The organism is Holdemania filiformis DSM 12042 (assembly GCF_000157995.1).
Classification (GTDB): domain Bacteria; phylum Bacillota_I; class Bacilli_A; order Erysipelotrichales; family Erysipelotrichaceae; genus Holdemania; species Holdemania filiformis.
This window is the reverse complement of record NZ_GG657553.1, coordinates 367,679-381,016: the sequence shown is the minus strand read 5'-3', so window position 1 is coordinate 381,016 and position 13,338 is coordinate 367,679. Positions and strand designations below refer to the sequence as shown.

The 13,338-nt window shown below is 48.1% G+C and carries 14 protein-coding genes; 9 read left to right on the top strand and 5 right to left on the bottom strand.

The annotated features are described in order from the left end of the window. On the top strand, positions 1–255 hold a 255-nt coding region (locus HOLDEFILI_RS04195), incomplete at its 5' end, for a hypothetical protein (protein ID WP_006058209.1). Between the two features lie 70 nt (positions 256–325). Here HOLDEFILI_RS04195 and HOLDEFILI_RS04190 read toward each other — a convergent pair. Further along, a complete protein-coding gene (locus tag HOLDEFILI_RS04190; RefSeq protein WP_039863861.1) occupies positions 326–1,081 on the bottom strand; it encodes a DeoR/GlpR family DNA-binding transcription regulator in 756 nt (251 codons plus the stop codon). Positions 1,082–1,273: 192 nt separating this feature from the next. Between HOLDEFILI_RS04190 and HOLDEFILI_RS04185 the strand changes: the two genes are divergently transcribed. The 4 genes from HOLDEFILI_RS04185 (at position 1,274) to HOLDEFILI_RS04170 (ending at position 6,273) form a co-directional block, all read left to right on the top strand. Beyond that, positions 1,274–2,194 carry a 1-phosphofructokinase family hexose kinase gene (locus HOLDEFILI_RS04185; protein ID WP_039863860.1) on the top strand — a complete coding sequence of 307 codons (921 nt, stop codon included), beginning with the start codon at positions 1,274–1,276 and terminating at the stop codon, positions 2,192–2,194. A gap of 73 nt (positions 2,195–2,267) precedes the next feature. Continuing rightward, positions 2,268–4,133 carry a PTS glucose transporter subunit IIA gene (locus tag HOLDEFILI_RS04180; protein ID WP_006058206.1) on the top strand — a complete coding sequence of 622 codons (1,866 nt, stop codon included), beginning with the start codon at positions 2,268–2,270 and terminating at the stop codon, positions 4,131–4,133. Positions 4,134–4,152: 19 nt separating this feature from the next. Continuing rightward, entirely contained in the window at positions 4,153–5,247 is a 1,095-nt protein-coding gene (locus HOLDEFILI_RS04175) for an alpha/beta hydrolase (RefSeq protein ID WP_006058205.1), read from the top strand. Between the two features lie 183 nt (positions 5,248–5,430). Beyond that, positions 5,431–6,273 (top strand): class II fructose-bisphosphate aldolase, encoded by an 843-nt coding sequence (locus HOLDEFILI_RS04170; protein WP_006058204.1) that lies wholly within the window; start codon positions 5,431–5,433, stop codon positions 6,271–6,273. A 107-nt stretch (positions 6,274–6,380) separates the two neighbouring features. On the opposite strand, the gene HOLDEFILI_RS04165 is transcribed toward HOLDEFILI_RS04170, so the two are convergent. Continuing rightward, positions 6,381–7,196 (bottom strand): BtpA/SgcQ family protein, encoded by an 816-nt coding sequence (locus tag HOLDEFILI_RS04165; RefSeq protein ID WP_006058203.1) that lies wholly within the window; start codon positions 7,194–7,196, stop codon positions 6,381–6,383. A 202-nt stretch (positions 7,197–7,398) separates the two neighbouring features. On the opposite strand from HOLDEFILI_RS04165, the gene HOLDEFILI_RS04160 reads away from it, so the two are divergent. Further along, entirely contained in the window at positions 7,399–8,127 is a 729-nt protein-coding gene (locus HOLDEFILI_RS04160) for a hypothetical protein (RefSeq protein WP_006058202.1), read from the top strand. After that, positions 8,124–8,909, top strand: a complete 786-nt coding sequence (locus HOLDEFILI_RS04155; RefSeq protein ID WP_006058201.1) for a DeoR/GlpR family DNA-binding transcription regulator — start codon at positions 8,124–8,126, stop codon at positions 8,907–8,909. The genes HOLDEFILI_RS04160 and HOLDEFILI_RS04155 overlap by 4 nt, the downstream gene beginning before the upstream one ends. A 164-nt stretch (positions 8,910–9,073) precedes the next feature. On the opposite strand, the gene HOLDEFILI_RS04150 is transcribed toward HOLDEFILI_RS04155, so the two are convergent. Genes HOLDEFILI_RS04150 through ulaG form a run of 3 tightly spaced genes read right to left on the bottom strand, consistent with a single transcriptional unit; the run spans position 9,074 to position 11,714 of the window. Then, positions 9,074–9,724 carry an orotidine 5'-phosphate decarboxylase / HUMPS family protein gene (locus HOLDEFILI_RS04150; protein ID WP_006058200.1) on the bottom strand — a complete coding sequence of 217 codons (651 nt, stop codon included), beginning with the start codon at positions 9,722–9,724 and terminating at the stop codon, positions 9,074–9,076. Beyond that, positions 9,721–10,566 carry an L-ribulose-5-phosphate 3-epimerase gene (locus HOLDEFILI_RS04145; RefSeq protein ID WP_006058199.1) on the bottom strand — a complete coding sequence of 282 codons (846 nt, stop codon included), beginning with the start codon at positions 10,564–10,566 and terminating at the stop codon, positions 9,721–9,723. Before HOLDEFILI_RS04145 ends, HOLDEFILI_RS04150 begins: the two co-directional genes overlap by 4 nt. 41 nt (positions 10,567–10,607) lie before the next feature. Beyond that, positions 10,608–11,714 (bottom strand): L-ascorbate 6-phosphate lactonase, encoded by a 1,107-nt coding sequence (gene ulaG, locus HOLDEFILI_RS04140; protein ID WP_006058198.1) that lies wholly within the window; start codon positions 11,712–11,714, stop codon positions 10,608–10,610. Between the two features lie 165 nt (positions 11,715–11,879). On the opposite strand from ulaG, the gene HOLDEFILI_RS04135 reads away from it, so the two are divergent. Beyond that, entirely contained in the window at positions 11,880–12,509 is a 630-nt protein-coding gene (locus tag HOLDEFILI_RS04135; RefSeq protein WP_006058197.1) for a ribulose-phosphate 3-epimerase, read from the top strand. 11 nt (positions 12,510–12,520) lie between these two features. Next, positions 12,521–13,153, top strand: a complete 633-nt coding sequence (locus HOLDEFILI_RS04130; protein WP_039863859.1) for a class II aldolase/adducin family protein — start codon at positions 12,521–12,523, stop codon at positions 13,151–13,153. Positions 13,154–13,338: the final 185 nt, after the last annotated feature.

Genomic DNA, 13,338 nt, shown 5'->3' with positions numbered 1-13,338 from the left:
GAAGGCCGGAATCTGCGGGCGTACTTATACAGTCTGCGGAAATTGGCGGCGATTGCGGATCAGCTGGATGTAATCTACGGCTCGCATGGGCCGGTGGAAGTCCCGCCGTCCCGGATCGGCGAGTTGATCGCGCTGGGCGAACAGGTGGAACGCGGTGAGAGACAGGGGGTTCCGGCTGAACGCTTCGCCGGCGATATTCAAGAGTACCGCAGCCAGAACGCGGCGATTTATTATCCAGCTCAAGACAAAGAGTAAAAAAACAGAACTGTTCATCATCCCGGCAAGCATTGCAGGAATTGTGAGCGGTTCTGTTTTTTAGATGTGTTTAATCCAGCCGGCTCTCTCCGCTGGTCAGCTGATAGCGGATTAACGAAGGATCAAAATCCACAATTTCATCGCTGAGGATGACCGCCTGGTCCAGCCGGGAGAATTTTGAAGGATAGAGCTTGTTGAACTTGGAGCCGTCAGCGAGAATATACGTCTTGCCGGAGTGAGCGATAACCTTGGCTTTGACGGCAGCTTCCTGTTCGTTGGTCGTGGTTAAGCCAACCTTTTCGTGGATACCGTTAACGCCGATAAACGCCACGTCGAAAAACAAATCGTCCAGTTGGTTCAAGGTCAGGTTGCCAGTGACCGCTTCCGTCGTCCAGCGGATCGTTCCGCCCAATAAGATCGTGTGCGTGGAGCTGCGCTTGAGTCTCGCGATGTGCGGCAGACCAATCGTGACGACGGTGATATTTTTTGCACGCACATAATTTAACATTTCAAACGTCGAGCTGCCGGCGTCGATGTAGATCATCTGATTGTCTTTAATCATGCTTGCGGCCAGGCGTGCGACCTGATTCTTACTTGAAACGTTAGTTTCCGATTTGATCAACATCGGAGGTTCTTCAGACTGGCCGTCGTTGAGTCGGACGCCGCCGTGATACCGGCTGACCATGTTGAGGTCTTCCATTTGCTGCAGATCGCGGCGCACCGTCGCTTCGGAAACACGCAGCAGCTGAACCAGCTCCGTGACGCTGACCGAGGTATTTTGCCGGCACAGATCGATGATGGCCGCCCAGCGTTGTTGTTTTATCATTGTTTTCGCCTCCGCTGTCATTATAGCACACTTTCAGCTTGAATGATTGATTGTGATTGAATTTAAGATATAAACGGTCATTAATCGTGATTGGAATAATAAATGATTGTGATTGTTTTTAAAAACGATCAAAATATGCTTGAAATGAGCTTTGATATCGCTTACATTGGTGATGCAGGGAGGTATACCACCATGATTATTACACTCACGCTGAATCCTTCGATCGACTACACGCTGACCGTGGATGAACCGCTGCTGGACGTCGAGGTCAACCGCACGACCAGCGAACAGATGAAGGTCGGCGGCAAGGGATTGAATGTTTCGATGATGCTGGATAAGCTGCAGATTCCGTCGCGGGCTATTGCACTGCTCGGCGGCTTCACCGGCGATTATATTGAACAGGCACTGCAGTCGTATCCGCGGATCGATCTGACGCGGGTGCCGGTTGACGGCATGAACCGGATCAACGTCAAGCTGTATCACGGACCGGGCACGCTGTGCGTCAACGCCCGCGGGCCGGAAGCGGGATCCTCTGTCCGGCAGACACTCTCAGACTTGCTGGAAGAGGCGGGACCGGACGACTGGGTGCTCGTGTGCGGCAATATGATGCGCGGACTGGACGAGGATTTCCTGACTGGGCTGTGCACGAAAGTGCATCAGCGGCAGGCCAGACTGGTCATCGACATGGAAGCCCTGTCGCCCCAGTTGATCGAACGCTGCCGGCCGGACTTGATCAAACCCAACTTCTACGAGTTTAAACTGCTGACGGGACAGTCTGACCTGACGTTAGAGAATCTGCCACAGGCTGCCGCGAAGCTGCGGGAAAGCGGCGTCGACAACATTCTCGTTTCGCTGGGGGCAGACGGCGCACTGTTGGCAGCCTCCGAGGGAATCTATCGGCTGATGCAGGAGCCCGTCGAAGCGGTCAACCAGGTTGGTTCCGGCGACGCGATGCTGGCAGCGTTTGTCGGCAAGCTAACGGAAGGCTGTGCGAAAGCGGAGGCCCTGGCCTGGGCGGGAGCGGCAGGAAGCAGCGTCGCGATGACCCATGACGAAGTGAGCGCTGATCAGATCGCCGAAGGGCTTCACCGCATGCACGTTCACAAGCTGTAGACAAACATCCGTCATCGCAAAGATGAAAATCCGGAAATAAAACGTACCAATTAAAAAAGAGGAGAGAAAAACCATGGCAAAAAAATTGAATTACGCCGACATGGCCGCCGCGATCATTACGCAGCTGGGCACTCAGGAAAATCTCACCAACGTCAATCACTGCGCGACCCGACTGCGTGTGGTTGTCCGCGATCCATCCAAGGTTGACGCCGCGGCGCTGAAGAAGATCGACGGTGTGCTGGGCGTCGAGGTCCGCGAGAATCAGGTTCAGGTCATCGTCGGACAGATCATTGAGGACCTGTTCCTCGAAGTGGAAAAACGCGTCGGGAAGACCAACGCCAACGGAGCGGGAAAACCGCAGGAGAAAAAGCTTGTCGCGATCTTCTCCAATTTCCTGCAGCTGATGGCGGGCATCATGAGCCCGGTCATCCCGTCCCTGATCGCCGCAGGCTTTCTGACCTGTCTGTTATTGCTTTTAAATCTGGTCTTCGGACTGGAATCGACCAATTCCACCTATGTCATCCTGAATAACTTAGCGCAATCCGTCTTCTACTTCCTGCCGGTCTTCGTTGCTTACACCTCGGCGAAGAAATTCGACACGGAACCGGTGCTGGCAATGCTGCTGGCGTGCTGGCTGCTGTACCCGGATTGGGTCGCCATGGCGGGAGCCGGCGGCTATACGACGTATTTCGGTATTCCGGCGCTGTTGACAACGTATAACGGCGCGGTCCTGCAGATCATTCTGTCGGTCTGGGTGATGTCCAAAATCGACCAGCTGCTGAAAAAAGCGCTGCCGCTGTCAGTGCGGCATTTCCTGAAACCGTTTCTGCTGATCCTGATTACGTCGGTCATCACGCTGACGCTGACCGGTCCGTTAGGCGGGTTAGTCACGAATTATATCGCAATGTTCATCGCCTGGATCCGCAATTACGCCAGCTGGGCGGCAGTGCCGGCAATCATCATCTTTGCCAGTACGATCGGTCTGTTGTGCCCGGGCTTCCATCTGGCGCTGATTCCGATCGCGACGACCAGCCTGGCCACCGTTGGTTACGACGATTTCATCAATATCTGGTTCTTCTGCTGCACGATCACGCCGGGCTTCATCGCGCTGGCCGTGGCGTTAAAAAGCAAGAACCGCCGGTTAAAGGAAATCGCATTCCCGGCTTCGATCTCAGCGCTGTTCGGCGGTATTTCCGAGCCGACGACCTACGGTATCTCCTATAAAATGCCGAAGGTCTACTTCTGCAGCATCGCGACATCGCTGATCACCGGGCTGTACGCGGGCATCGTGCATCTGAAATGCTTTGGCTTCGGCGGCTATTCATTGACGAATATCCTGCTTTATCTGGGCGAAAACGGCGATACGACTAATTTCATTAAAGCGTTGATCGGCGTCGGGATCATGGCAGTCTGCTCGTTTGTCTTCGTATTTATGACAAAGTGGGACGACAGCGTATATAACGAGGAAGACAGTGAAGCAGAAAACGCTGCGGCGGTTCTGACGTCCGTGGAGCTGACGGCGCCGGCGCAGGGAGTCTATATTGCCCAGGAGAATATCGCCGATCCGGTCTTCGCGGCCGGCACTCTGGGCGCCTGCTTTGGAATCCGCCCGGAAACGGATGAAGTTCTCTCCCCGGTGGACGGGGTAATCAATTCGATCGCTCCGACACGGCACGCCATGACAATCAAGACGGCCGGCGGGGCCGAGGTGATGGTGCATATCGGCATCGATTCGATGAAACTGGGAGACCATGAAATAGAAACACTTGTTCAAACCGGTCAAGCCGTTAACCGGCATCAGCCGATTGCGAAGATCGACCGTAAAGCGTTCGCGGCGAAACAACTGGACGATACAATTATCGTGATCTTGTTAAACAGCGCGGCTTATACTCAGGTTCATGTGGATGATCAGCGGCAGCAGCTGATCGCCGCGGCGTAGAGAAACAGGAGGAATCGGAATGCGGAAATATGCGAAACAGCTGTTGGATCAAATTCACGCGAAGGAACATGTTGAAACCGTGGACGGCGTCCCTGTCTTAATGAAACCGGTGCCGGACGACGACCGGCCGTATGTGCTGGATCCGCGGCTGCTGGACGTGATCCGGATGAAACGAAAAATGTTTGCCCAGCGGGCACAGAAGGGCTACCGGCTTTCGCAGGAACGTTATCGTCCGGATAAAGTAACTGAGGATTTGTGCACCGTGGAAATCGATGTGGATGAAAAGCTGATCGATATCGGTCACGATCATAAAATTGACATCTATCTCTATCGTCGTCATGCAGATCAGGGCTGCCTGCCTGTGCTTATTTATCTGCATGGCGGCGGCATGACGGCCGGGGATATGCGGCTGTTTGCGAATCAGATGCGGTTGATCGCTGAACTGGCCCAGGCTGTAGTCGTGTTCCCGGAATACCGGCTGGCTCCGGAATGTCCGTATCCCGCTTCGATTGAAGACGCCTGGGGAACGGTGCAGTGGGTTGCGGAACATGCCGACGAGCTGAATGTCGATCTGAACCGCCTGATGGTGGCCGGTGACAGTGCCGGCGGCGCGCTGACGAACGCTTGTTTATTAAAGGATGAAAACGGCCTGATCAAAAAAGCATTTGAAATCTACCCGGCCGTGGACAGTACGGATTACCGGAAACAAACCCGCTATTCCTGGTCCTACGACGCTTATCCGATTGTGGAGGAACAGTTCGAAGACGCGTTCAGCCGGATTGACCGGATTAAGAACAGCGTCGGCGTGAGCGAGGCGGAAAGTCTGTATCTTCAAGGAAAGACAAATTATGAAAATCCGCTGGTTTCGGTGATTTATGCCCCGGCGGAAAGACTGGCGCAGTTTCCGCCGTTGACGATTGTGAGCGCGGAGTATGATTATCTGCGCGTCGGCAGCGATTATTTTGTCAAACTGCTGCGGGACTTGGGCGTGGATGTGAAGTCAGTGCGCTATTGCGGCTGCGATCATGGTTTCCTCGATCTGCTCGGCACGATTGTGCAGGCCGAAGATCTCTGTCATTTGATCGCCGGGGAAATCCGGACAATGGCTAAATAAGGCCGAAGGGACGGCAGCGCCGTCCTTTTTCCCGGAGCTGAACTTTTTCCTGACGTACTGACTCAGTTTGGCAATTTCAGCTGTGCAGCGGCAGTCAGCCTGTGCGATAATGAGAGTAAAGAAGCAGGAGGAAGGATCTTCTCCTGTACATTCCTTCGAAAATGAAGGAGGAAAGGAGTCTCTATGTTGGTAACGATGAAAGAAATCCTCGACCCGGCCAGCGCCGGGAATTACGCGGTGGCAGCCCCGAATCTATGGACGGAGTTAGACGCGCGGGCGGTGATCGACGCTGCTCAGGAGCTGCGGGCGCCATTGATCCTGGATATTGCCTACCCGGCCAATCCGGATTTGTTTCTGCTTTGTCAGATTGCCCGGTATTTCGCCCAACGGGCAACCGTTCCGGTTGCGATTAACCTCGATCACGGCGGATCGAAAAAAGAAGTGCTGGAAGCCTTCCGGGCAGGTTTTACATCCGTGATGATCGACCGGTCGGCGTGCCCGTTTGAACAGAATGTCCGGGAAGTGAAGGAAATCGTTGAGCTGGCTCACGCTCTGGGGATTTCCGTGGAAGCGGAGTTGGGCCATGTCGGTATGGCAGATCAATATGAAACCGACGGCAGCGCAGCCTTGACGGAACCGGAAACCGCGGCGGAATTCATTCGGCTGACCGGCGTGGATTGTCTGGCGGTCGCTGTGGGCACCGCTCACGGGGCGTATCCCAAGGGCATGAAGCCGAAGCTGGACTTTGAACGGCTCGCGGCGATCAAGGAAAAGACCGGCCATTTCCCACTGGTAATGCATGGTTCCTCCGGCACTGATAATGAAACGCTGAGAAAGGCCTGCCGGATGGGGATTAATAAAGTGAATATCGCTAATGATTTATGCCAGGCCGCGGCCAAGGCGGCGAAAACTGCCGATCTGGAAGGCAATCATGCCTATGATTTCAGCGCGGTGGTCTATGAAGCGGTGAAAGCGAAAATGAAGGAGATGATCGAGGTCTACGGTTCCGTTGGGAAAGCGGGTTAAAGTATTTCATTCGCTTTAGAAGAATATAAAATAAAATCCACAGAGCTTGGGAGTACGGCTCATGTGGATTTTATTTTTATGACAGGAGTAACCCAGTATTCGTCTTTTTATAATGTTTTTCTGAATTCTTTAACGATATCCATGAATTCTTTAACCCGCTGTTCATCAACCGCGTTTTCGAAAATACCGTCAATTTTGAAGGTTGTCGCGCAGACCGCACCGTCAGCGACGGATAACTGCCGTGTGATATTATCTTTATTGCAGCCCGTATTGCAAAGAATTGGCGTACGCTTCACTGAGTTTTTGACAACAGAGAGAACCTGCGTATCGGTTTCGCTGCCGGCAGTCAAGCCGGAAACACATAAGGCGTCAGGACGATTGTTAAATTCCGTGGATTTCGCGATTTCTGCGATATTTCTATCTGCCAGATATTTTGCGGCTTCCGGGACGATGTTGAATAACATTTTAACGTCCTGTGCGCCGATTGCCATTTTGTGACGTACCGTTTTCCCAACGTTTGTATTCCATAAGCCAAAATCAGAGGCATAAACGCCGGAAATGATTTCACGAATAAATTTGGCGTCAACCGCAACCGCCAGGTCTAAGGAAGCAATAGGATCCCAAAGGCAGTTCACACCATAAGGAACGGTAATTTCTTTCTTTAATTCACCGATAACATGAGCCATGGCCGCGATCGTTACCGGCTCAACTTTCGTCAGATAGGGCAGCGAAAATTCATTGGAAAACATGATGGCATCGACGCCGCCGTTCTGCAAAGCGTGAAGGTCTCTTCTGGCGCAGTCCAGAACCTTAGCCATTCCGCCCTGTTTATCGTAATAAGGGTCTCCAGGAAGCGGCTGCAGGTGGCACATCGCGATGATCGGTTTTTTTACACCAAATAATTCTTCTAGCCAGTTGTTCATAATTAATCAATCCTCCTTGAACAACCCCATTATAGTGCAACCAATTTTATGTTTCTAGTGATCGATAATGATCAATCGTATAACGAATTAATTGTTCATAAATCATAAAATTTGTCTATAAACGAAAAAAACATAGGAAATAATAGAAAACATTCATAAAAAATCAATCATAAGTGTTATAATAGAAGCGGAGGAACAGAAGATGAAAAAATATTCGATGAAACAACGGATCGTTACTTTGGTAAACGCGGCGATTTTTTTAGGCTTTCTGGGATTAACGCTTTCAACGTTTTTTGAATCAAAGAAAACAGGACTGGATTGGGCAATGCTGCTGATCTGTCTCGGTATCTTTGCGTGCGCGCTCTATTATGAGTATTTAAAGTATTTATATAACGATGCTCTGTATACTTTAAACTTTTTACTGGATCCGCAATCCGCAGAGGAGAAATATAAAAAATTATGCAAACTTGATATCACCCATAATTATGAAAAAAATACAGGGATTTTTGAGGTAATGATTTCAATCGAAAAAAACGCCCCTGTTAAAGCGCTGGAATTGATTAAAAAAAATGAAAAGAGATTTAGAAGCAATGTTGAATTGTTAATCATTATGTATTATTATCAAATCAGAGCTTATCTGTTGTTGGGAAATGCTAAAAAAGTAAATGAAGTTTACAGCGACGCTCTGGTAATTCGGAAAATGAAAAAAAGACCGAATATCATCAATTATCATGAGTTGGACGGATTGCATGAACTGGCATTGGGAAATAAAAAGAAAGCCTGCGACTATTTTAAACAGGTGGACGGTTCAAAAATGAATCCCAAGGAAATCCTCTTTATTTACAGTCAGCTGGCAGAACTCACCGCAGGTGAGGAACGTGCGGAGTATCAGCGCAGAATAGCGCAATTAAAAGGAGTTGCAAATCCATGAAAGTAAGCAAAGCAATAGTCAATGACCGGCGGGTTAAAATTATGCGTCTGATTGAGGAAAAACGTTCAGTCAGCGTGGATGAGCTTGTCGAAAAATATCATGTTTCTCCAATCACAATTCGTCGCGATCTCCAGTATTGGGAAGACAAGGGAGCGATTATCCGGAATTATGGAGGAGCATCGTTAATCCAGGAATTTGTTGAAGATGAAGAATATGAAAGAACGACCTTTCAAAAAGCAATCGCCAAGAGGGCAGCTTTATATATTGAGGAAGACGACGTCATCTTTATTAATTCCAGCACAACAGCTTTAATGATCGTCGATTATATCAAGGACAAACACGTAACGATTATTACCAATAATGCCAGAGCGATTAATTATACGCCGGATCCCAAGGTTCTCATCATATTCACCGGCGGGGAGGTGCGCTTCCCTAAAAATTCAATGACTGGAGATTTTGCGGTGGCGGCTCTGAATAATATTACGGCGACCAAGTGTTTTGTAGGCTGCAGCGGTTTGACTGAGAATGGAATCTCAACAGGTTTAATGAAAGAGATGTTAATCAATCAGACCATGATCAAACGGACAAGCGGCCAACGCTTCGTTTTATGTGACAGTACGAAGATCGGCGTCAGTTATTCATTCTTCTATTCCAGTTTGAAAGGCTTTGATTATCTGATAACGGATGTGAAAGCAGATGACGAAGTGATCGAAAAAGTAAAAGAGAATACCGGAATTAACGTCATCAAAGTGGAACCGCTAAAAGGCGGATGGAAAATATAAAATTGAACTGTATGAAAAATGAGCGCGGTGTCGGAAAACGGTAGCCTGATCTCCATGAAAAGCTCATTTTCAATACAGAAAGTCTCAGAATAGAAAAAACAAAACCGGATCTCCATAATGAAAAAGCAATGAAATCTTTGAGTGGATTTCATTGCTTTTTTCGATTATGACCAGATTTCTTTGATTTTTTCTTTCATTCGGCGAGCTTCTTTAGCTGGATCCGCAGCTTTGCGGATTGCCCGTCCAAAGATGAAACAGGAAACCGGGATCCCTCGGAATTTCTCCAGATCGTCATAGCCGATACTGCCGGTAGCCGCAACGTCGATACCCATGTCGCATAATTTTTTTAAAGTGGCGATTTCTTCTTCATCCCAACCGCCGGGTTTATCGCCGGAATGCTGCAGCGTCAGCTGTGAGATGCCTAATTCTTTCCACAGTTTAACGTCCTCAAAACTCCAATGGCCATACAATTCAATTTGCAGCTTTGTGTTTAATCCGCGCTTTTTCGCTTCTGCCTGAACAGAAGTAATCGTGCCTGGCTCGCAGGCGCATAAGATCGTTGTGAAATCCGGCCGGCCATCCAAAAGCATTCCGCCAATTTTGCTTCCAGCATCCACAATTTTCAGATCGGCAAGCAAAGGCTTGTTCGGGTACATCTCCCGGAAAATTTTTACGACGCGGGCACCTTCCGCAGCGATCAGGGAATAACCGCATTCCAGAATATCAACTTCGTCAACAACACCGGTCTGGCAATCGCGGATCGCTTCTTCGGTGCTGGAACAGTCTAAAGCAAGCTGCACTGTAGGGATTTTCATTCTTTGTTCTCCTCCTTTATTTTATTTCTTAAAAAACGTTGAATACTTGGAAGCTGGCGAATAAAACCAAGTTCTTCTTCACACCAGACTTCTGCTGTAAAAGTCCCTTGAAAATCAGTATTTTTAAAGTGTCTCAGGACGCTGTTGAAATCAACTAATCCCGTTCCATAGGGAATATTGTGTTCATCTTTTGAAATAGCGTCCTTGAGATGACAGGCCACAATTTCACCCTGACCGCCGGCGAGGTCGCTCACGACGTCGAATCCGTTATAAGCGACATTTCCAGTATCGGCATAAAGTTTAAACTGAGGATGATTCACCTTCCTGACAAACGCTGCGCATTCAGTAATTGTGGAAAAATGAGGCACATCTTCCAGGACCTCCATGGCCAGCGTGACCGGATAAGCCTGAATCAGTTCCAGAATTTCAAATAATGAGGAAGCAAAACGGATTCTGGTGTCCGCGGTGCTTTCTTTTTGATAAACATCATAAGGTGCTAACTGTATGATCGGGATCTTTAATTTTGTGGCGAGGATGATCGCTTTTTTTACAATTTCAATGCCTGCGTCAAAGTACTTCGGATCGCCTAAGGGATAGAAGCGGTTGGCGCTGAGTGCCATTGTCCGAAACGGCATCTCAAAATGATCGGCAAGTTTTCCCAATTCCGCGATCATCTCATCCGTCCAATCCAGACGTTTGATTCTTGGATCTTTGCCGTCGATGCTCAGTTCGATATAATCAAAACCGGCCTTTTTGGCAATGACGAATTTATCGCGCCAGGATAGAGCCAGGGGGATTCCTTTTTCATAAATTCCAAGAGGAATGCGTTCTAAATCTGTCATGACAAAAGAAGGAACAACCCGATAGTTGTTCCTGACAAAGTTTAGAGGAAACTTGGGAATGGCAGATTTATATCGTGTGTAAAGATATCGTCAAACCCTCTTGGATAGTTATATGAAATCTTATCTTTATCATCCGGATAAACGAATTTTCCGCCAACTTCCCAAATAAACGGCTTGAATTTATATTGCAGGCGATTCTTCCGCATATACCACAGAACGAGAATTTCGTTGGTATCCGCTTTGAAATTTGTCCACAAATCATGATGGTAAGGAATCATGACTTTCGTATTCAAGTCTTCGCCCATTCTTAAAATATCGCTGGCTGTCATCTTATCAGTAATTCCGCGAGGATTTTCGCCGAAAGAACCGAAGGCGACGTCGATGTCAAATTGATTTCCGTGCTTCGCATACATATTGCCGAAGTGGGAATCGCCGCTGTGATAAATTGTTCCACCCGGCGTTTTTACGACATAGCTGACTGCGCGATCATCCATGTCGTCACAGGGCAGGCCCTTAATGTCGCCATGCGGCGGAGCGGTAATTAAAATCGTCCGGTCAACGGATTCAACGGCAGTAACTTCAATGTCTTTAATTTTGATGACGTCGCCTGGACGGACGGTAATCAGCCTTTCTTCCGGTACGCCCCAGCTGCGCCATAAATCCGTGGCAAATTTGGAACCGATGAATGGGACGTCCCGTTCTTCACCGTTGATGATTGTTTTCTTCTTGACGTTGCTTAAAACCGCGGCGGCAAGATTGATGTCGATATGATCGGTATGGGTGTGGGAAGCGAAAACAGCATCGATTTCAGTAACCGCAAACGGATCAAGAACGGCTGGAACGGCCCGCAGGTTTGGCTGGAGCTGACGGGCTCCGGACATTCTGGCCATCTGATGATCCGGATCCATCATCTTTCGCTTTCCCTGATCATCATAGTGGGAACGTTTTCCTGAACCGCACCAATAATCCATCGCTATATTTGTGTTGTTTTCAGTTTTAATCCATAAACCGGTGCAGCCCAGCCACCACATGGCAAAAGTTCCTTTTTTTACTGTGGTTTCGGCAATTTCTTCATTGAGCCAGGTTCCCCATTCCGGGAAGGTGCCGAGGACCCATTTTTCGCGTGTTACGTCGTTTACGTTAGGCATTTTATGACCTCCTTTAATTTATGTTTTCATTATACATGCCAGTTTTTAGGATGAATAGCCTTTTATATGAACGATGTGAACGTTTTAAGAATAAAAATAAGAATGATATAGCAGAATGTGCTTAAAAGAATATAGAATGAAAACAGAATCAAAGGAGGGGATACCATGAAGGTTTATCCATCAATAGCCTCTGCCGATCCGTTACGAATCGCAGAGGAGCTTGACAAGATCAGAGGACATCCACGAGTCCATGTGGATATCGAAGACGGTAATTTTCTGCCGAATATCACATTCGGTCAGAAAACGGTCAGAAAACTGATGCAGAATCCGGATTTTGTTTATGATCTGCATCTGTTGACGACACGTCCATACGAGTTTCTGCAGCAGATCAGCGACTGTCATTTTTCCCATATCTGTTTTCATTTTGAAGCTTCGGCTTATCCACTTCGGGAAATCAATCTTATCAGAAAAATGGGAGCTAAGCCGGGCATTGCATTGAATTTTAAAACGGGAATCAGAGAATTGACTCCCTTTTTGTCCCAGATAGAGTATCTTCTGATCATGACTGCGGAGCCGGATGGCGAAGAAGAAAAATTTCAATCAAGCATGCTGGAAAAAATGAAAGAAGCCCGCGAGTATTTGCCGCAAAATGTTGAAATTTGGGCGGATGGAGGAATAAACGAAGGAAATATTTACCAATTAAAAGAAGCTGGTGCTGATGCTATGATTATGGGAAGAGCCGTTTGGAATTGTGATAACCCACTTGAAAGTATTCGTCGTTTTGAAAAAATATAGGAGGAAAAATGATGTACGAAAATGAGAAACAGGCCATTTTGGATGCCTGCTTAAAAATGAAGGAATACCATCTGATATCGCTGACCGGAGGCAACGTTTCCATGGTGGTGGACGAAAACCGATATTTAGTGACACCGTCAGGCATGTTGTATGAAAAGATGACGATTGAGGATATTGTTCTGATCGATCATGATTGTCAGGTTATAGAAGGAAAGCGCAAACCTTCTTCCGATGCTTCAGCTTTAATTTATATCTTTGATCATCTGCCGGTAAAAGCGATCATCCATACTCACCAGCCTTATGCCACGGCGATAGGGTTTAATAACGACTCTTTGCCCGCTTGTATGGTAACGTTAATTGACGCGGCGCATGCACGGATTCCCGTTGCGCCGTTTACTCCTTCCTCGAATGTCGGCATGGGGCAGCTGGCTGTGAAATATGCCAATGATGCGACCGCATTGATTATGAAGCATCATGGCGTAATCACCTATGGCAAAGATCTTGAAGAAGCACTGTATTCTGCGGTTTATCTTGAGGAAGCGGCGAAGACCTATTGCATGGCGCGGATCATGGGGGCGGTTCCTGAACTTTCTGAAGACGAGATTGCGAAAGAGGCTGCGGGTTGGCTGAACTACGGACAGTAGGAGTTAACAATAATCTTGTCAGACTTAAAATAGAACATAAAAATGATTAAATAATCATTAAATGTTATCAAAACTGGGCTGATCATTGGGAATAAAGAGACAAAAATCTTAAATATGAACAATGATTCATATAATTGATTGAAAGCGGTTTCTTGGCGTGTTACACTTTAATCAGCTTAAGCGGG

Excerpts from the sequence above, each read along its gene's own strand:
- HOLDEFILI_RS04135 (WP_006058197.1), top strand. The coding sequence starts at position 11,880 with ATGAAGGTTTATCCATCAATAGCCTCTGCCGATCCGTTACGAATCGCA.
- HOLDEFILI_RS04170 (WP_006058204.1), top strand. The coding sequence starts at position 5,431 with ATGTTGGTAACGATGAAAGAAATCCTCGACCCGGCCAGCGCCGGGAAT.
- HOLDEFILI_RS04190 (WP_039863861.1), bottom strand. The coding sequence starts at position 1,081 with ATGATAAAACAACAACGCTGGGCGGCCATCATCGATCTGTGCCGGCAA.
- HOLDEFILI_RS04145 (WP_006058199.1), bottom strand. The coding sequence starts at position 10,566 with ATGACAGATTTAGAACGCATTCCTCTTGGAATTTATGAAAAAGGAATC.
- HOLDEFILI_RS04180 (WP_006058206.1), top strand. The coding sequence starts at position 2,268 with ATGGCAAAAAAATTGAATTACGCCGACATGGCCGCCGCGATCATTACG.
- HOLDEFILI_RS04150 (WP_006058200.1), bottom strand. The coding sequence starts at position 9,724 with ATGAAAATCCCTACAGTGCAGCTTGCTTTAGACTGTTCCAGCACCGAA.
- HOLDEFILI_RS04160 (WP_006058202.1), top strand. The coding sequence starts at position 7,399 with ATGAAAAAATATTCGATGAAACAACGGATCGTTACTTTGGTAAACGCG.
- ulaG (WP_006058198.1), bottom strand. The coding sequence starts at position 11,714 with ATGCCTAACGTAAACGACGTAACACGCGAAAAATGGGTCCTCGGCACC.
- HOLDEFILI_RS04130 (WP_039863859.1), top strand. The coding sequence starts at position 12,521 with ATGTACGAAAATGAGAAACAGGCCATTTTGGATGCCTGCTTAAAAATG.
- HOLDEFILI_RS04155 (WP_006058201.1), top strand. The coding sequence starts at position 8,124 with ATGAAAGTAAGCAAAGCAATAGTCAATGACCGGCGGGTTAAAATTATG.
- HOLDEFILI_RS04175 (WP_006058205.1), top strand. The coding sequence starts at position 4,153 with ATGCGGAAATATGCGAAACAGCTGTTGGATCAAATTCACGCGAAGGAA.
- HOLDEFILI_RS04165 (WP_006058203.1), bottom strand. The coding sequence starts at position 7,196 with ATGAACAACTGGCTAGAAGAATTATTTGGTGTAAAAAAACCGATCATC.
- HOLDEFILI_RS04185 (WP_039863860.1), top strand. The coding sequence starts at position 1,274 with ATGATTATTACACTCACGCTGAATCCTTCGATCGACTACACGCTGACC.